This window comes from Thalassospira profundimaris, from assembly GCF_003326755.1.
Classification (GTDB): Bacteria; Pseudomonadota; Alphaproteobacteria; order Rhodospirillales; family Thalassospiraceae; genus Thalassospira; species Thalassospira profundimaris_B.
Map to the genome: position 1 here is coordinate 37,026 of NZ_JPWH01000024.1, position 17,885 is coordinate 54,910.

Genomic DNA, 17,885 nt, shown 5'->3' on the forward strand with positions numbered 1-17,885 from the left:
TCACCCCGCTCTCTTTACAAGGGTTGCGGAGTTCGGATCGTATTTGAAAGTGGTAATGGTCCCGTCCTTAATCTTCTCGACGGCTTCGTCAATGGCGGCGAGCGGGACTAGAAACCACTCGCGTGGCACGACGGGATTTCCGAACCGATCTTTGATTTCAATGTCGAGCCGGGCCGGATCGAAGATACGGTGGATAAGGTTTTCGAGTTTGGTACGATTAATGTTGTAAAGCTCGTAGGTCGCAACGACCTCAACGTCGGCCAATAGGAACGTGGCATCGATTTTGGCGTTGGCGATGCGACGCTCGACCTTCCCGCTGGTGACGCCGATCTTATGCAGGACCTGCCGATTTTCCTTCACGACAGGAAGGTCGGACTTACTGCGAAGCACGTAAATCGTGCCGCTCGCTTCATCTCCATCGGCAGTGTGATCCGCAAACAATGGTCCGGCCGAGGAGTCAGTGATCCTCCGACCGGCGTCATCCTTATGCAAAGCCCGCTGAAGCGAGCGCATCAGCATGTTGCTCTCGGTCCCGTTATCGAAGATTACGCGGAGGCGCGCGTCGGTCATGCCCTGAGCCGTCAGAAACGCCTCGTCCATTTCCGCGACGTAAGCCTTTTGACCGCCCACGATGAAGAACCTACCTGGCGCAATTTCGGCTTTCCGTTCAAAGGGACGTGTCGTTCTCAAGCCCGTATCGAGTTCATCCTGAACCTGATCGAAGAGCGGCTTGAAACGCTCGAAATCCTCGCACTTTTGTCGATTGGCGATCTCTTCTGCAGCCTTCTTCTCAGCACTAGAACGGACATGGCGAAGCTCGGTGATGGCAGCAGCTTCAGCTTCCACTCCTAGCTCTGCGAGCAACGCGTCATCATCCAGCTCTTCATCGACTGAAGGCGCGACCGGAGCAACTCCCGCTATCAGGTCTTGGTGGTCGAGCGGCTCAAGAAGCGGATGGAACTCCCGGAGCTCCCGCAACCGATCGAGACGGACGGCATAAAGCCGCTCGAATATGTCCCTGTCTTCTCCGTGCTGGGGAGCACGCCCATGCTCCTCCACGAAACGCTGGATTTCCTCGAACCCGGCAATGACACGCTCTTCCTGCGGCGTGCGCGCAGATACCTTTTTGGCTTCGACCTCGACACCAAGCTCGGAAAGAAGTGCATCATCTTCATCGGTGAACTGCTTAGCCATTGGCAGCCTCCGCCTTCATGCGGGCAAGATAGGCTACGCCTTCGGCCATGCGCTTCTCCCAAGCATCGGGAGAGGTGATCGAAGGCAGGCGTCCACGCTCCTGTTTGAATTTCAAGGCGCGCTTTGCGAGATCGCGCGCTTCCTCGGGCGAAAGCTGCACCTTCTTCGCCGAGATGATGGCTGCGACCTGCTTGAGGCTTTCCTCGCTCATGGTCTTGGCGAGGATGGCATACGCCTCGCTGAACGGATTGATCCGGTCGATCAGATCAATATCGAGGTCGCGCACGTCCATCGCGAATTTCCGCACGCCATCGATCAGTGCTGTGTTGGAAGTCCTCTCTTCCTCATCGATACCGAGGGCGGTCTCTTTGGCCTTCTGCGTTAGATTGAGGGCCGCAATCGCATGCTGGCGTACCGCTTCCTGATCCTCGTCGTCGAGTTCTGGGTATTTATCCTTGATGATCTTGCCCATTCGAACCTGGGTAAGCTCCTCGGGCAGCGTTTCCCCGCCCGCGTGATCCCCGTCGAACAGGCCGCGCTCGATGGTTGTTTTGTCCTGAACAAAGGCGGCAATCACCTCGTTCAAATCTTCCTGGCAGATGCGTTCGGCTTCCTTGCTCTTCGGCTCGGTAAGCCCTTTTATCTCGATCTGGAACTGGCCGGTGACATCGCTAAATCCGATGTTGCACTTATCAGGATCGTAACCGCCTTCGCCATAGTCGAAACCTTCGACCGGACTGCTATCGGGCCTCTTCGGAGTGAAGTTAAAGCGCGGCGCAAGGACCTGCTCCATGAGGAGGCTCGCCGCGATGGCCTTCAGCGTATCGTTGACCGCTTCGGTCACAGCGTCTTCGGACGCATCGGGCTCCGCAATCAAGTTCGTGAAGCGGGCGCGGCTTTTACCCGGCGCATCCCGCGTTGCGCGTCCGATGATCTGCACAATCTCGGTCAGGCTCGCGCGATAGCCGACAGTCAGCGCATGTTCGCACCACACCCAGTCGAAGCCTTCCTTGGCCATACCGAGAGCGATGATGATGTCCACATGATCGCGGTTGTCCTTCTGCGTCGGGTCCTTCAGGGCGGCGGAAACCTTATCCCGCTTTGCAGGTTCATCATCGACCAGATCGGCGATCCGCAGAACGCGGCCATCGGGTGACTTTACAAGCTGGAAACCCGTCTTGGGATCAGTGCCTTGCCAGTCGCCAAGCTCGTCGATGATGTGCTCGACCTCACGGTGCTTGTCCTTGGTACTCTCGCGGGACTGTACGCTCGGGATATGGATGATCGTTTTCTCGTTGGGATCGAGAATCTTCAGAATGTCGTCGGCGTAAGCGCCGGAATAGAAGAAATAGCCGATGTCGAGCTGCTTCAGATATTTGTAGCCGTTGAGCTGCTCATAATAGGTGTAGGTGACGGTATCGAACTTCGCCTCGTCATGTGGCATCAACACTGGCTCGGCATCGCCCCGGAAATATGATCCGGTCATGGCGACGACGTGCACTTTGTCGCGAGCGATGAACTCGGCAAGATGGGCTCCGAGCTTGTTATCCGGATTGGCCGAGACGTGGTGAAACTCGTCAACGGCGATCAAGCGATCGTCGAAAGCCTCGATTCCGAATTTGTCGACGGCGAAGCGGAAGGTGGCATGCGTGCAGACAAGCACCTGATCGCCACTATCGAGGAACGCTTTGACCGAATTGACCTTGCCGCCTTCGGAACCGGGGGCATTGCAGAGGTTCCATTTCGGTTCGACATGCCAGTCTGCCCAGAAGCCAAATTGGCTTAGGGGTTCATCGTAGAAACTCGACCCGATGGACTTCTCGGGCACGACGATAATCGCCTGTTTGAGGCCCTGATTGTGCAGCTTGTCGAGCGCGACGAACATCAGCGCACGACTCTTGCCCGAGGCCGGCGGCGACTTAATCAGAAGATACTGCTCGCCGCGTTTCTCGTAGGCGCGCTCCTGCATCGGGCGCATGCCAAGCTCGTTCGATTTGGTCGAGCCGCCATTCTGGGCGTAAGTAACGGAAACGGAGGGAACGGTTTTTGTCATTATTGCCTCTCAATATCTTTCTCGGCCGCCAGGCACCCGAGATGCCACGCCGTTTCAATGTCTTCTTCTGAAGCGAGGTAAAATTCCCCGCCGAGCCATTCTGCATGCGTTGCCAAATGGCTCTTCATCGCATTCTCCCCCTGCACGGCTATCGCATGACTTGGATAGCGCGCGTGTCCGGATGAGGTAGTCGTGCGGTCAACCTTCCATTGGAAGGAACCGCGCGGCATGGCTTTCTGGATGCTTTGGCGGCGAATTTCGGGGCTTGCCGAAAGCCCGACCTTAATGATTGCCCGATTGTCGGCGGGTTTCCCGAGATAAGCGCCGATGTCTCCGCTCAGCCGCAAGATATAAAGCTCGCGCGGCAGCCATTGAGTGCCCCCCGACACCACGTATCCTTCATTGCTGGCTGGCCCAGCCTGAACCATGCCTTTCGGGCTCGCCGCCTCATTTGGCTTCGCCTCTGAACTGCTTGGCGATGTATAGACATCGACCTCCATAAAAGGGGTCTTGCGCAAGAGCTCTATCTGCTGCGCATCGGTGAGGATTTCACCCATTGCCGACACGGAACGCGCACGCGCCAGAAGCTCAGGATCAAGATCGCTGACACTCAGGCGGTGTTCGGGAAGATAACTGAAAGCGCGCAAGGCTTTCAGCGAATGACGCCACTTATCAGTGTCACGTCCGTGATGAATCGGATGAGTGAATTCGTCTCGATCCCCGGTTTGATGGCTGACAAGGTAGAAGCCCGCGATCTTCCCTTTAAGATCAGTGTCGATATAGCTCTTATTGCTTGTGACGTAGCAGACAGTGATGAATGGATCGGTCAGCTGCGCGAGCAAATTGCTCCGGCGCGAAAGACCGCGATCGCCAGACCACCCGACAGTTCCCCACGTCTCGGGCGACCATCCCCAAAAGGACGTAAAAAGAACGCTGTACCCCTGACCCCAGACATCGTCGGGCAAATTATCGTCCACGCGCTGTCCGCCCAGATGAGCGTCTTCGAACGCGCGAATGCTTCCATAGTGCTCGACGATCAACCTCGGCGCAGACGTCATCAGCTTCTCACCAGCAGCCTCCCAACCATGGGCGTCAAACATCGGGCGAAAGCCGCCATAGACCTCCGTGGCAATTTTACTAATCGCTCTGGCGTCACCCCCTTGTTTGTAGCTCACAGCCTCACTCATGACGCACCTGCCGCCTTCTTCGCCGTACTGTTTGCGCCAGTCATCTTCGTGTATAGCTCGAACAGCTTTTCGAGACGTTCGGTATCATTCTTGAAACGACGGCCGACATAGATGCGCTCCAGCACCTCATCGTTGCGGTCATGAGCCGCGCGCAAATCGTCGGGCATCTTGCTAACGCCGTCTTTAACTTCGTAAAGATCAGCAATAGTCGCTGGAAAATGGGCCTCCCGTGCCAGAAGAATATCTTCAGCGCATTTGGTTAAATCTGCGACATTTTTCTCAGTTAACAGTGGCAGCGGAAAAGTGTGCCAACCCATCTTGTTTGAATAGCTGAAGCGAGTTTCAAGCTTTCCGCAAACTGCCGAGACCCATACCAAGTGAATCCTGGATGCAATCAACGCCAGGTTCATTATAGGCCCGTCATAAATCACATAAGCCAAGTTGGTAGCAACGCAGCGGCTATCAAACAGATCGACGGGCAGATACTCTCTGTTTTCTGAGCTTCTGATAGGAACGATCAACGACGACCTATTTCCGCGCTTCATTTCTCTAAATTGGTGCGGACGATCCGACATTGATCTGGTTCCAGCATCCTTGCTGGATAAGCGCCACGATCGAACAGCTTCAATTCGCTCACGCAAAAATTCATTCTTATTTGCGGCCTCAAGATCGATGTCATCTATCCAGATACAATACCGTTTAGTTCCACTAATCACCTCTGTAGAGCCTAGCAAAGGCCGAAGCCACCGACCTTTATCCAAAGGAAGATTCTCAACATCAGAACTTTCGAAAATAAGATACCCGCCCTCGTAAGGAGCATTCCCCAAAGACATCGGCGAAATTTTTGACAATGGATTTGTTGAGCCAACAACGATGACCTTGTTTCCTGGAATCAAATAGGGGCCTATCTCTGTCGAGAACGTAGAGTAATGTTCCCCCTCCGAAGAAATCTGGAAGAGTAACTTTTTCGTTCGATTTATCGTTGAAAAGCCAACTATAACGACGGTTACACCCGCGTTGTTGGAAGCAAGGTTGTTCCATTTAAATGAGTGATAAGCGAAATTGATCTCAACGCCGAGCTCGTAAAGTAGAGGCCATAAAACTGGAACCTGTCCCCCTTGGCATATTGAGTTAGTCGAGACAAACGCGGCCTCGGATCTGGAATGCTGCATGAATTGTGCAGCCTTTAGAAACCAACCCGATACGTAATCAAGTGTTCCACTACGGTTCGTGTACGAGCCAAAAATCTGCTTCAGCTCTTCTTTCTCTTTCTTAGTTTGGTTCTTCGTTCCTTTGTAAGGCGGATTTCCACATATATAGGTTTCTCCGCCTTCGTTCTCGAAATCGATCTCGGCTTGGTCTAGTGGAGAACCAAACAAATCGTCAGAACGGACCTTAACTGGCGCGCCAGTACTACCCCAAAGGTCCAGCCAATCTAATTTGAGTGCGTTACCACAAGTGATCCAATTCATCGCATCGAGCGGAAGAAAGTCCCGAAGCGCCTCCCTCTGCCCACGATAAAGGACGTCACATTGATACTCGGCGATAATGAGAGCCAACCGCGCTACTTCGGCAGGGAAGTCGCGGAGCTCGATTCCTCGAAAGTTGGTTAGAGGAATTTCTGACCGTCGATCTGCTTCACTCCGCCGTTTGTTGATTTCCGCTTCGATTGCCCGCATTTGCTTGTAAGCAATCACCAGAAAGTTTCCCGATCCGCAGGCCGGGTCGAAGACCCTGATTTTAGCCATGCGATTTCGAAGATTGAGCAGCTTTCTGGCATTGTCTCCCGCCTCTTCGAGCTTCTCACGCAAGTCATCGAGAAAGAGCGGATTCAACACCTTTAAAATATTTGGGACACTTGTGTAGTGCATCCCGAGCGCGCCGCGTTCCTCATCGTCGGCGACGGCCTGGATCATCGACCCGAAGATGTCGGGGTTGATCTTAGTCCAGTCGAGGTTGCCGATGTGAAGCAGGTAAGAACGTGCGATCCGGCTGAAGCGGGGAACATCAACTCTCTCGGAGAACAAGCCCCCGTTCACATAGGGGAAATTATTCGCCCAACGGGCAATGCCCTCTTTCTCACGATCCGCAATCTTGGTGTTCATTGATCGGAAGAGCTCACTGATTATCTCGTGCGTGTTCGAGCTATCTTTTTCGCTCATGCGATCGATAGTCGCCGTGAACTGATCCGCTTCTCTAAAAATATCAGTATCTTCCGCAAAAAAGCAGAAGATCAACCGCGCCATGAAATGGTTCATGTCGTGCCGGCGCTCAGCCGTACCCCATTCGGGATTGTCTTTCAGAAGCTCGACATAGAGACGATTCAGGCGACCAGTCGCTTTGATGTCAAAGGCGCTCTCGCGGATTTGTTTTACAGTGCTGATACCTGCGAGCGGGAGGAAGAAACCGAAATGATCCGGGAAATCAGGGTAGTCGCATACGATGACCTCGCCGGTATTCAGGTCTTCGGCCTGAAACTCCTTCCCATCAGTAGCGAGAACGAACTTGGCGCGTGCCCTCACCGTGGCCGGACTGGCCTTTAGGGCGGCAAGGGTTTCGGCCACCGCACCTTCGTCGGCAACCTTGATATGGATATTGCTGGTCTGGAGAACGCCACCGACGTCCGACTTGTTAGACGTACCCGAGCGCAGCCGTTTGATCGTCGTGACCTTGTTCCCAAACGCCTCCAAAAACGCATAGGGGAAGTTTTCCGGATCAAAAGGTTGATCCGCTAGCAGGGAGATAGCCTCTTCGATTTCGACGGCGTTCACTTAGTCGTTCTTCCTTACCGGTTTATCTGTATCCGCGGCGGGCGCAGGATTACTGGCCACATAATCCCGCATAAACTCCCGCAAGACCTGAGCCGCAGGTTTATCCTGCGCCTTGCACGCCTCAAGGAATTGCTCGCGAAGTTCGCGCTGAACGCGGATACGTAGCCCCACATCTTTCATCGGACGAGTGTACCCAATGGATACACATTTGTTAAGCCGTAAGTTGTAAGTTCCACAGTCTATTCGCCAGACCTCTAAGGCATAGCCCGCTTACGATCCGTCAGCAAACTGCATCAGGTGCAGACTTGCGGCCTCGTACTTTCGGAAGAAGGCATAAGCCTCACGCATGGACACGTCGGCGAACGTCTTCGCAAACCACAGGAACCAGGTGAAGTGGAACAGGCTCCCGTCGAACGCCAATTCCTGCCCATAGAAGGGTTCCACCGGCGCAATCGCCTTTGCCTTCATGATCAGCTCAAGCGTCCGGCCTTCCGTCAAAGGCGGCGTGCAGAGCTCGCACATATCCTCGTAATACATGAGCGCGACCGCCAGACGGGGGACCGATTCCGGGTTGAGGTGGAAAACATTCATTTCATGAGCGGTGACCGCATAGCCGTCAAAATCGGCACACACAGCCTCGGCATCGGGCTTGTAGAGACGGTCGAAGGAAAAATTCCCCTCCGCTTCCGCGCGTAGGAGCGCGCGAAGTTCATTGATTTCGTCGTCGGTCATAAGAGCCTCCATGCAATCGGTAGAGCGGATATCGCCGCCCTACCGATCATGGTCCCGGTCGCGCCGTCGCTTCCTCGCGGCTTCCTCGCGCCTCTTGAGCTCTTGATCTCGCGATTTCCCGTCGCCCTCGCCTTTCCGGCTTTGCCCGAATTCATCGGCGGCTTCGGCAAAAACCTGTGACAGCCTGGTCCGACCACCGCGCCAATCATCGAGACTACGACCGCGCTGCTTTTTGCGGTCCGTCTGAAGCTCACGCTCTTTCTCGGGCACAGGCTTCCGCAAGGCATCATAGCGTTTCATGTCGATCGCCTGCATATGCTCGACACCCTTGCGCGCCCGATCCTTGAGCCGGGCCTCCTTCAGACGCCTGACATCACGCGAGCGCCGCTCACGCTTCTCGACTTTATCGACCGATCGCACCTGCCGCTTCACATCGGCAAACTGCATACGATGGCGTTCACGCAAGACAGCCATCGCGCGGGCCTGACGTTCGGCAAGTTTCTCACGCGCCGCCTTGTATTTGTCGAAGCGCCGCTTGTCGTTCAAACGACGCACCTTATGGATCATTTTGTCCATACCGGTGACGCGACCAAGAAAGGCGGCCAGACCGCCGATCTTGGCCTTCGCCCTCAATTCCCGAATGCGCTTGGCCTGGGCGAGATGCTGTCGCTTTAGCTCCATACGTTCTTTTTTCTGCGCGGCTTCAAACTTGCGCTTCTCGGCGAGCTGACGGCGCTTCGTCGCCCGCAGCTTTTCGAGCACCTCCTTCCGCCGCACTGCCTCACGCGCCTGCACCTCATCCGCCTTTTGCTCGTCGGCGCGCGCCTTCTCGAAGGCCTCCATCGATTTGCGATCGTCGGCGGCTAGCTTCTTGGCCTCCTCGATGCTCGGCAACGATTCCGGCGGGAAATCACGTTCCAGAAACGCGCGCACGTCCTTGGTCCGCACCTGCTTGTCATTGATGAGCTTGGGCAGCGCGTTCACGTCGCCGTAAATATCGACGAGCACATAAGGACGATTGCCGGTTGCAAGCATGTATCCGTGTGAGCCGAGTGCCTGTACGAAAGCCTTGGCGGAATCGCTCTTCCGCCAAAGCTCGGTAACGAGCTCCACGCGCTGCTCTTTGGTGAGCCCGGTCGTTTCCTGCTGATGCTTCTCATAGAGCGAGAGCTGGCCGGACTTTTCGAGGTCCTCGCGGTCCTTGAAATACCCGTCGGGCAGTTCGATCCCGTGATCGCGGGCAAACTGCCGGGTCACGCGCATCAGCTTTTCATGATCGAAGGCGAGATGGACGGCCTTGCCTTGCATCGCGTCGATCCGTGACCAGACAACATGCGCATGCTCGCGATCGTGCTTGATGTGAAACACGAGCGCGCGCGGCTGGCCTTCCAATCCGAGCGCCTTCTCGATCCTCTCGATATAGTCGAGATATTGCTCACGGCTGAGCCGGTTCTGTGCCGGATCGGGATTGATGGACAGGCTGTAGAGATAGTTGCGGCAATTGGTCAGGGTCTCGGCCTGCAACTCCCACTCGGCAAACGCGCCATGCAGGTCCCGAGCAATCGATCCGCGCACGTGCGCGAGTTCGATCTGCTCATTGTCCTGCGCGTTCAGAAGATGGGTTGCCAGGTCCTGACCGAGAGCACGTTGGGAAGCGAAAGGGATCATGGCGTCCTCCCCAGCGCTTTGAAACAGGCCGCCCGCATCTCACCGAGTTGACGATGCATGTCTTCAAAGGCGACCTGCACGTCAGCGCTGTCCTGCGCCATGTCCTCCAACCGGGAAAGCTGGTCACGAATGGCCGCGCAAGTGGCGAGGAGTTGGACAAGCTCGCGCCGTTCGATGGAAGGTTTCCGCCGTGAACGGCCTTCGCCTTGTCCAAACACACAAGCGGTAATGAAACCTGAAACAGAGAGGCCGGACTTGTCGGCGCGGACGTAAAATTCCTCGCGCAACGCCTGCGGCGGGCGATACGAAATAGGAGCCTCACGCTTATGTTTCGTTTTGTCCGACATGCCACCTCTTATGAAGGTTTTGCTGCCGGTTCCTCCTCGCGCTTTCCTCGTGCGGCGGTCCGCGCCTCCAAGATCGCGTGTATCTTGGTCGAGGGTTCCAAGGGGCGCTGAATGCCCTTTGGTCGAATCCGGTGCCGAAACACCGGTCGATGGGGGTCCAAGGGGAGAGTCGAAATCTCCCTTTGGTCCAGGGTGCAGGGGCAGGGACACGCTCCTGCCGCAAGTCCAGAACGCGCAGGTCTGGCCGTGATGCATCGGCGGAACGATGCCTGTGGCGGAAAGAGCTCGATGCTCAGCCCGCCACACATCTCCCTTAGCGAAGACGGCGACAAACGGCGAATAAGCTTAGGGAGACCAAGGGGGGTCTGCGGGGGACAGGATGTCCCCTCAGCAAGGTGGGCGTGGTACTACCGCGCACACCTTGTACTCAAACTTAAGCGCCCTCTGGCCCTACGATAATTCTATCGAAGTGTGGTTAATGCGGTTTTAAACAGGCGGCCTCGCGACCCGCACCGGCCCGACCTGTCCCGCTCCGACCATCATCCGCCCCGTCCCGACACCGCGTCAACGCGCCGGATCAAACTCTCCACAACATTCCGAACCGGGGCTAATTGAGGCTATGCCGGACCGCGACACCGATCGCAGCAAGACACAAAAAAAGCCCGGCGCTCCGAAGAGCGCCGGGCGGGTTCGTTCCCGGTGAAGGGGGTTACCACCAGGACGAATAATACACGACCTTGCCCTCGGCGATTGCCTGACGGGCTTTGGCCACGAATTGCAGATCGCCTTCGGTTTCGGTGCCATCCGATGCGCCGAAGAAGAAGCCGCTGGTCGATGGAAGATCACCGTCCTTGATGTCGGCTTCGAGGCGATCGAGGTCCTCGACCGTGAGGCGGACATTAACGCAGTTGAAGGATTCCGCCGTGCCGCCCTTCTCGTAGTAGAGCTCTTCCATCCAACCATGAAGGTTCGGATGCTTGCGCCAGTAGTGAAGCTCGGCATTTTCGTCGATCGTGAAATCGACCGGGCGTGCCGGAAGTTCGTCCGTTGCGTAGGCATACATATCAAGTCCCATTTCAAGTCTCCTTTCGTTCGTTGTTGATCGTCCCGAGGGACGCGGAACGAAGGAGCGGGCGACCCAAGCCGACGCCGTCATGGTCAACCCGGTCCGGTGCGGGCAGACCATTGACGGCAAGGCGGACGCCGCGAACGTCGCGTCACTGCCGAAGGGACGGCACACGAACGGGAGACGGATGGGGCGAAGACATGCCTCGCAAAACGCGCAACGAGTGGATCAATGGGTTTTCGGCAAAACAGAAAAACGGCCCCGGAATGCCGGAGCCGTTTGTCGGTGGTCGAGGAAAGGGTGGCGGAGATTAATTCTCCGCCTGATCGTTCTCGCCGATGGGGTACAGGACGAAACCACCGGTGATGACCTGCGTGCCGTGCACCTTGATGTAGATCGAACCGTCGTCATTCAGCCATGCGACGCCAAGGCGTTCGTAGGTGGCGTTCTTGCCACGGCCGACGCGCTGCTTGGCGATCATCGCCGGCTTGTTCGTAGCCTTCTCGACCGGCTGGTTGGTGGCAGTGTTTTCGTTCATTTGAGTCGTCATTTTAAGTCTCCTTCTTTGTCTAGCGGCTGGACCCGTTCCAGCCTTACCCGCCGTTTTGCAGGCAGGCGGGAACGAGTCATGGCCAACACGGGAGCCCTGCTTGCAGGGCGAATGGAGCGGGCAGGCCATTGACGCGCCGTCAGGGCATTCCCGAAATGAGCCGCCACGCAGCCCAACGAAAGCGCACGCGCTTTCGCGCTTCGCTATGGGCTGCTTCGGCGAATGGCTGTTTGCTACACGGCTTCATGGGTAGGGGCTGGGATGGAGACCAGCAGCCAGGACAAGGGAGGCGGCTCTTCCGACGACACTGAACGGGAATCACCCTGCCGAGCTTAAAGCGGTCAGGCCGCGAGGATCGCGCGAGGATCAGCTAAAGCGGCCCCGGCTAGAACCAAAGGCCAGATCGGAGGTCTTTGGAATGAGCAAGACAGAATTTATCAAGGCGTTTGAATCGGAATTGCCGCGCGGCGTGCATTCGGTTCTCCTGAAGGAACAGACCATCCCGCAGGCAACCTGGGCGTCCACGGCGGATATCGCCGCGAGTCGTGCCATGACCTACCTGCCCGACAATCCGGGCGGCAGCATTCTGGTCGGCGCGCTCGGGCCGAAACTCATCGGCATAGAAGATCCCCGGCACGTCCTGACGGTCGCCGGTTCCCAGACCGGCAAGTCCGTCATGCTGACGGCCAATCTTCTGGCCACGCATGCGAGTGTCATCTGCACCGACATCAAAGGCGAGCTTGCCAATCGAACGGCGCGGCGGCGGATCGAAATGGGACAAGACGTTTACGTCCTCGATCCCTTCGACATCACAACCGGCATCGCCGCAGCGAGGCGCGCCCGCTTCAATCCCCTTGCCGCGCTCGATGCGAATGATGTGAACATCATCGAGGATGCCGGTGCGATCGCCGAAGCGATGGTCGTTATGTCTGGTGCGGAAAAGGACCCGCATTGGGACGAGTCCGCCCGCAACTTCATCGAAGGCGTGATCCTTCATGTGATCACCGCGCCCTCGTTCAAGGGACGGCGCACGCTTGTCACGGTCGATGAGAAGATCAAGGAAGCCCTCACACCGCTTCCCGGCGAGACGGATGATTTCGGTGATCCGGTCATCGCGCTTGATCGCGAGATGATGGAAAACGCGGAGAGGCTATTCCGGGTGGATGGGGACTCCGTCGTTGCCAGCGCGATCAAGGGCGCGACGCGGGACTTCTATGACAAAGGCATCAACGAACGTGGCAGTGTGCTCTCCACGGTCAGGCGGCATACGCGCTTCCTCTCCTATGCCGGAATCCGGAAAGTCCTCGCCGGACACGATTTCTCGCTGCGTGACCTGAAAACCAAAGCGCAAGGCGTGAGTGTGTATCTCTGCCTGCCTGCCGGACGGCTTGGCCTTTGCCATCGCTGGTTCCGGCTGATGGTCAACCAGTTCTTCAGCGAGATGGAGAAAGTGCGCGGGATGCCCGCAACCGGCGTGCAGGTACTCGTGGCACTGGACGAGTTCGCGGCGGCCATCGGCAAGCTCAACATCATCCAGACGGCGGCAGGGCTCGTGGCTGGCGACCCCTACCACATCAAGCTCTGGACGATCATTCAGGACTTCAACCAGTTGAAGGACCTGTATGGCACGCGCTGGGAAACCTTCATGGCCAATGCCGGGATTGTACAGGCCTTTGCCGTCAATGACTGGACGACGGCGGACTATTTATCCCGTCGTCTCGGCAACACACCGGTCGATACGAGCCGTACCGAATTGCGGGACGGCAAGCCGGTGCAGGTGCAGATGAAGGAGATGCACCCGCTCATGACGCCGGAAGAGGTCATGATGTATTTCGCGCGAAGCGATCCGATGGGGCGCCAAATGGTGATCTGGCCGGACGTGGCCCCGATGGTGCTGCAACGGGTTCGATACTTCGATCCCGGCAGTGCGGGGCACGGATGGTTTGCCGGAAAATACGATTGAGTGACGCGGGGATTGATCAGGAGCTGATAACGGTCTTCAGGTCGATCCCCCGCGCCCGTGCCTGCTCGGCCTGCTTCTTGGTGAGGTAACGCCCGATTGCTGGATCGTCAGCGGCCTCGAAGGCGAGTGCCGAAGGCAACCGCCCTTCATTGTCCTTAATGAGAAAATCGATCCCGTCGCACTTGGCGAGGAGATTGATCATGGCGCGGGCCTTCAGCGAGGCCGCGAAATGGAGCGCCGTCGCGCCGGTCGTCGGCTCCCGGAAATTCACATCCGCCCCTTTGTCGATCAGGAGCTTTACCTGCCGTAAATTTCCATGGCTGGCAGACAGGACAAGATTGAGATCAATGTCACTATCGTCGTCCGGTGGCCGGACAGGACGACGAACGCGACCGGCCTGCTCGGCCTGCCGCTCCCGTAAATTTTTATCGTCTTTGTCCGCCATCGAAACGCCTTAGTCGCGATCAAAAATAAAGAAATCCGGCCGCTTGGGGGACAAAATAACGAGCTCCCCCGGATCGGCCAGCTTTTCCTTTGCCTCGTTTATGTCTTTCACCTTGCTGACCCAAGGATAGTCCATCAGGAGAATCGAGGACACTGAAGCCGCCTGATCATTCCCTTCAGGAACGGCCCAAAGCAAAAGCACTTTCGACCGATAAAACTCGTCATAAACGGCAGGCCGCAGAATGACGAGGAAGCGCCCATCCGGCAGCCCTGCCAGAAAGCCGTTCTGGACGAACTCGGCCTGCAAAGCGCGCTTTCTGACTTTGGGATCGTTTTTGAGCCGCCGGAGCGTATCGATCCGGTTGAGCCGGGAGTCGGTCAACCGTGCCGCCATCACCCCGCCACTGTGATCCAGCGACAGGCACTGGTGGAAATACTGGTTTTCGGAGAGCGGGCCGCCCTCCTGAATCTGGGAATACGTCCCTTCGTAAACCTTGAGCGCCTCTACGGCTTTCTTCGCGTTCGCGTCACCACCCGCGACAAATTCCATAAATGCCGCCGGTGTTTGAAGGCTGCCGCGCGCCTCGTCCAAGTCCCCCGGGCTGAGATAACCGATGTTCCTCAGGTAAATCCGGATGGCATTGAGGCGCTCATCGGTCGGGATTTGTGACCCGGCCACGAGGCGGCGCAAAGACTCCGAAAATGGCCGTACATCCTCGGCATCGACGTAGTCCTCATCCTGGTCGCCATCGTCGAGAATATCGAGCGCAATTCGCTCCCAGCCGAGCCGGACCGAGCTTTTGTAGTTTGCCAGCCGGTCCCGCAACCGACCGACCTGCCACGGGCTGAAGCTATCGCGCCCGATGACAAACTCTTCGACAAAATCCGTACGCGAGGAATCCACGCGGAGCGCCTCTCCCTATTCAGCCGATAAAGGACTCACCGGAAACCAAACACCGGAGCCCTTTGGATATGAAACTTTTTGCACGAAAATCGCAGAATTTCGAGCCCTTACCGGACCAGATCACCGGAAACGACCTGATCGAGTGCTGGCATAGCAATGCCGATGGCTCACTCGGCTATCTCGTCGTCGATGGCTCCGCCAAATCGGCCGAGAGCGTCGAGCGGTTCTGGCGACGGGTTCTTTTCACCATCGTCGGTGCCTTCATCGCCTGGAAGCTCCTCGCCAAGATCATTCTGGCATGTTTCGCCAGTGTGACTCCCGCCGGTGCGGGGTGGCTCGGATTCTGGGCGGTGTTCCTGCTGGCCGGGCTGGCCATTTACTACCTTCATGATGGCATGGCGGAACGACGTGTCTGCACCGTGACAACGGATGAGCTCACAATCGAGCGGACCGAGGGGACATTTACCTACCCGATGACACAAGTCGTGGGCGTGCAGCGCCAACCGGTCGATCAGCAGAAAATCGACAAGGAACGGCGGCGTTATCGAAAGCAACGGAATCCGCAACTGAAACAGCCCTTCAGTGCCGAGCTCATGCTCGAAACCACTCTCGGTCAGGTCAGTCTCGGCGCGGTGTTCGGGCTCGAAGAGGCGCGCAACATCGCCGACGCCCTGAACACGACCATCCAGTTCATGAAAGGCCGGAGTGCCACAGGTGCGGGCACGGTCGTCGATCCGCAGTTCCAATACAAAGGCAAGTCCGCCGGTCAAATCCCGGATTGATAGGCCGAGGCAAAGGAGAGCATGTCATGCAACAGCTCAATCAGATCATCTTGTGCAGCAAGACAAAGGCCCGATCGTTCTTGCGCGAAGTCGCCGTGTTCGACGATTTCGCCGTCGTCACGAACATCGAGCGTCTGCCCTTTCGCTATCACGAGATGCTGGGGAAGAAGCGGTCCAAGCGCGACCAGGTTGTCGGTCTCGACTTGCCGATCCGGCGGACCGACAGCCACCGGGGGTGTCCCTATTGCGGCCAGCAGGCAGTCTTTCATTGCCGGAAATGCGGGTTCCTGTCCTGCACCGATCTCTCAAAGTTCGAGCACCATTGTCCGGGCTGCGACAAAGCCTATCCGCTCCGCACGATGAGAGGGTCGCATGCGTCAGAGTCCGGGTTTGTCGATACGGCGCTAGTCGACCGGTCATCAGAGAGGAAGTGGAAGGATGCCCAATCAGCACTTCTTGATTTGATCGAGCATCGAAACCGGCAGGACAGCTAAAAATTAATCTGGGGAGAGAAGCGATTCTCTCCCTTTTAATATTAAACGGTATGCGAGTATTATTTGAATATTATTAATATTTTTATATTACACTAAAATATTGAGCGGGGTTGATTTGAGTAAGAATATTATATTTTGCACATTTTTGTTTTTATTGTTAAGCGTTTCGGCAGTTTTTCCGAAATCATCTTTAGCCGATTGCACCATCCCGAGCGGCAAAGAAGGGCAGCAGGTCTATAATGGGTCGTACAAAACCATGCAGTTTTGCGACGGCACGAGTTGGTGGGATATGAAAGCCGCAAACGGCGGAGTATCTAGCCTTGCTGATTTGTCCGATATAAATATCACCTCGCCCATTGATGGCCAAGTCATCACGTATGACTCAGCCTCTGGAAAATGGCTGGCTACGGATGCCGGATCGTCTAGAACCATGATCGATGGCTGGCCTGATGTCATTCAGTGTGACAACGGATCCGGCGGCCAACTATATTTGTTCCTAAGTTGGCAAAACGCCACTGAAATTGGCTACCGTCACGTCTACGCGCCTGCTGATCGGCGCATAGCCTATGATGCTACCGCTCGAACCTATAGCAGCCAATTGAATTTGGATGGCTACGATTGCGTCTCTAATACCTGGTCGATCGATGATCTCAGTGCGCAGGGACGCACGTACACCTTTTCCGGCTCTGCTGCTAGTTCCAGCTCCGCCTCGTCTATGTGGCTTTCAAGCGGCAATGATATCCATTACAGCAGCGGCAATGTCGGCATCGGGACTACGAGTCCTCTCGCCAGGCTCGACGTAGGTGCGAATGGAAACATAGCCCTTGGTGCACAAAACGGTGGCGCCTCTACTTATCACTATATCGGTTTACCAAGCCCGGCCGGTTCATTTGCCGATGATAGCGGTACGGGTAACATTTACTTCAAGACTGAATCAGACAACTCTAGCAATAGCATCGGATTTGTCACGCATCATGCCGGTGTTTCCAATACCACACGCATGTTTATCAATCAGGATGGCAATGTTGGGATTGGCACGACAAATCCTAACTATCCACTTGACGTCCAAACGAACAACAACGGTAATTTTGTGGCGCGCTTTTTCAATACGTCAAACGGCGGCGGCACCGGCTCGCAGGGCATTAAGATCGTGGCCGGGACGGATGGGAACAACCATAACGGCACGACAGGCGGCAGGATGATCGAATTCAACTCACCAAATGGTACTTTTCTTGGTTCTGTTGAAGAAACAGGAGCGACGAGTGTTTCCTATAATACAACTTCCGACCGGCGATTGAAGGAGAACATCGTCAACAGCGGTGACGGGCTGGCCGATCTTCTTAAAATCAAAGTGAGGGATTTTAACTTTATAGCCGATCCAAAAAAGGAATCACATCAAGGCTTTATTGCGCAGGAACTTTACAAGGTATACCCAGAAGCTGTGACGGTTGGAGGCAAAGAGCCGAATAAAGATCCGTGGTCTGTTGATTATGGACGCCTGACGCCATTGATCGTCAAATCTGTTCAAGATCTCAAAGCTGCGAACGACAATCAGCAAGACGAAATCGACAAGCTACGCGATGATCGCGATGCGCTCAGAGCCGAAATCAAAATGTTGCGCGCAGCAAACGACAATATTCGAGCGCGCCTCGATGCGCTCGAAAATGAGGAAAAAGCATCGTCCGAGTAGCCGTGCGCCAAATTTTTCCTGTGCGCGATTTATTAACGTT

General features: G+C 56.1%; 15 protein-coding genes. 4 read left to right on the forward strand and 11 right to left on the reverse strand.

What is annotated here, in order from left to right; genetic code table 11:
* From TH25_RS20330 to TH25_RS20375, 9 genes are all read right to left on the reverse strand, one after another.
* Positions 1 to 1,194, reverse strand: coding sequence for a GIY-YIG nuclease family protein (locus tag TH25_RS20330; protein ID WP_114090112.1), 1,194 nt, complete (start codon positions 1,192 to 1,194; stop codon positions 1 to 3).
* Entirely contained in the window at positions 1,187 to 3,247 is a 2,061-nt protein-coding gene (locus tag TH25_RS20335) for a DEAD/DEAH box helicase (RefSeq protein WP_114090113.1), read from the reverse strand. Before TH25_RS20335 ends, TH25_RS20330 begins: the two co-directional genes overlap by 8 nt.
* Complete coding sequence (locus TH25_RS20340) at positions 3,247 to 4,434, reverse strand: hypothetical protein (RefSeq protein WP_114090114.1); 1,188 nt, start codon at positions 4,432 to 4,434, stop codon at positions 3,247 to 3,249. Before TH25_RS20340 ends, TH25_RS20335 begins: the two co-directional genes overlap by 1 nt.
* Entirely contained in the window at positions 4,431 to 7,205 is a 2,775-nt protein-coding gene (locus TH25_RS20345; RefSeq protein ID WP_114090115.1) for a class I SAM-dependent DNA methyltransferase, read from the reverse strand. Before TH25_RS20345 ends, TH25_RS20340 begins: the two co-directional genes overlap by 4 nt.
* Positions 7,206 to 7,475: 270 nt before the next feature.
* Complete coding sequence (locus tag TH25_RS20355) at positions 7,476 to 7,937, reverse strand: hypothetical protein (protein WP_114090117.1); 462 nt, start codon at positions 7,935 to 7,937, stop codon at positions 7,476 to 7,478.
* A gap of 39 nt (positions 7,938 to 7,976) precedes the next feature.
* On the reverse strand, positions 7,977 to 9,605 hold the full coding sequence (locus TH25_RS20360) for a relaxase/mobilization nuclease domain-containing protein (RefSeq protein WP_114090118.1): 1,629 nt from the start codon (positions 9,603 to 9,605) through the stop codon (positions 7,977 to 7,979).
* A complete protein-coding gene (locus TH25_RS20365; RefSeq protein ID WP_114090119.1) occupies positions 9,602 to 9,952 on the reverse strand; it encodes a hypothetical protein in 351 nt (116 codons plus the stop codon). Before TH25_RS20365 ends, TH25_RS20360 begins: the two co-directional genes overlap by 4 nt.
* A 709-nt stretch (positions 9,953 to 10,661) precedes the next feature.
* The gene (locus tag TH25_RS20370) at positions 10,662 to 11,027 is read right to left on the reverse strand and encodes a phosphoglycerate kinase (protein ID WP_114090120.1); all 366 of its coding nucleotides are present in this window, start codon (positions 11,025 to 11,027) and stop codon (positions 10,662 to 10,664) included.
* Positions 11,028 to 11,328: 301 nt separating this feature from the next.
* Entirely contained in the window at positions 11,329 to 11,568 is a 240-nt protein-coding gene (locus TH25_RS20375) for a hypothetical protein (protein ID WP_220151468.1), read from the reverse strand.
* 418 nt (positions 11,569 to 11,986) lie between these two features.
* On the opposite strand from TH25_RS20375, the gene TH25_RS20380 reads away from it, so the two are divergent.
* Entirely contained in the window at positions 11,987 to 13,531 is a 1,545-nt protein-coding gene (locus tag TH25_RS20380) for a type IV secretory system conjugative DNA transfer family protein (RefSeq protein ID WP_114090121.1), read from the forward strand.
* 16 nt (positions 13,532 to 13,547) lie between these two features.
* Here the strand turns inward: TH25_RS20380 and TH25_RS20385 are convergent, their stop codons facing one another.
* Both TH25_RS20385 and TH25_RS20390 read right to left on the reverse strand, forming a co-directional pair.
* Positions 13,548 to 13,976, reverse strand: coding sequence for an ankyrin repeat domain-containing protein (locus tag TH25_RS20385; RefSeq protein WP_114090122.1), 429 nt, complete (start codon positions 13,974 to 13,976; stop codon positions 13,548 to 13,550).
* A gap of 9 nt (positions 13,977 to 13,985) precedes the next feature.
* Positions 13,986 to 14,879 carry a hypothetical protein gene (locus TH25_RS20390; protein WP_114090123.1) on the reverse strand — a complete coding sequence of 298 codons (894 nt, stop codon included), beginning with the start codon at positions 14,877 to 14,879 and terminating at the stop codon, positions 13,986 to 13,988.
* A gap of 68 nt (positions 14,880 to 14,947) precedes the next feature.
* Between TH25_RS20390 and TH25_RS20395 the strand changes: the two genes are divergently transcribed.
* The 3 genes from TH25_RS20395 (at position 14,948) to TH25_RS20405 (ending at position 17,845) form a co-directional block, all read left to right on the forward strand.
* Positions 14,948 to 15,661, forward strand: coding sequence for a hypothetical protein (locus TH25_RS20395; protein WP_114090124.1), 714 nt, complete (start codon positions 14,948 to 14,950; stop codon positions 15,659 to 15,661).
* A gap of 26 nt (positions 15,662 to 15,687) precedes the next feature.
* On the forward strand, positions 15,688 to 16,155 hold the full coding sequence (locus tag TH25_RS20400) for a hypothetical protein (protein WP_114090125.1): 468 nt from the start codon (positions 15,688 to 15,690) through the stop codon (positions 16,153 to 16,155).
* Between the two features lie 115 nt (positions 16,156 to 16,270).
* The gene (locus tag TH25_RS20405) at positions 16,271 to 17,845 is read left to right on the forward strand and encodes a tail fiber domain-containing protein (protein ID WP_147253056.1); all 1,575 of its coding nucleotides are present in this window, start codon (positions 16,271 to 16,273) and stop codon (positions 17,843 to 17,845) included.
* Positions 17,846 to 17,885 lie beyond the last annotated feature (40 nt).

What these genes read in the sequence shown, in the direction of transcription:
- TH25_RS20330 (WP_114090112.1), bottom strand. Translation starts at nt 1,194, where the DNA reads ATGGCTAAGCAGTTCACCGATGAAGATGATGCACTTCTTTCCGAGCTT.
- TH25_RS20335 (WP_114090113.1), bottom strand. Translation starts at nt 3,247, where the DNA reads ATGACAAAAACCGTTCCCTCCGTTTCCGTTACTTACGCCCAGAATGGC.
- TH25_RS20340 (WP_114090114.1), bottom strand. Translation starts at nt 4,434, where the DNA reads ATGAGTGAGGCTGTGAGCTACAAACAAGGGGGTGACGCCAGAGCGATT.
- TH25_RS20355 (WP_114090117.1), bottom strand. Translation starts at nt 7,937, where the DNA reads ATGACCGACGACGAAATCAATGAACTTCGCGCGCTCCTACGCGCGGAA.
- TH25_RS20360 (WP_114090118.1), bottom strand. Translation starts at nt 9,605, where the DNA reads ATGATCCCTTTCGCTTCCCAACGTGCTCTCGGTCAGGACCTGGCAACC.
- TH25_RS20365 (WP_114090119.1), bottom strand. Translation starts at nt 9,952, where the DNA reads ATGTCGGACAAAACGAAACATAAGCGTGAGGCTCCTATTTCGTATCGC.
- TH25_RS20370 (WP_114090120.1), bottom strand. Translation starts at nt 11,027, where the DNA reads ATGGGACTTGATATGTATGCCTACGCAACGGACGAACTTCCGGCACGC.
- TH25_RS20375 (WP_220151468.1), bottom strand. Translation starts at nt 11,568, where the DNA reads ATGACGACTCAAATGAACGAAAACACTGCCACCAACCAGCCGGTCGAG.
- TH25_RS20380 (WP_114090121.1), top strand. Translation starts at nt 11,987, where the DNA reads ATGAGCAAGACAGAATTTATCAAGGCGTTTGAATCGGAATTGCCGCGC.
- TH25_RS20385 (WP_114090122.1), bottom strand. Translation starts at nt 13,976, where the DNA reads ATGGCGGACAAAGACGATAAAAATTTACGGGAGCGGCAGGCCGAGCAG.
- TH25_RS20395 (WP_114090124.1), top strand. Translation starts at nt 14,948, where the DNA reads ATGAAACTTTTTGCACGAAAATCGCAGAATTTCGAGCCCTTACCGGAC.
- TH25_RS20400 (WP_114090125.1), top strand. Translation starts at nt 15,688, where the DNA reads ATGCAACAGCTCAATCAGATCATCTTGTGCAGCAAGACAAAGGCCCGA.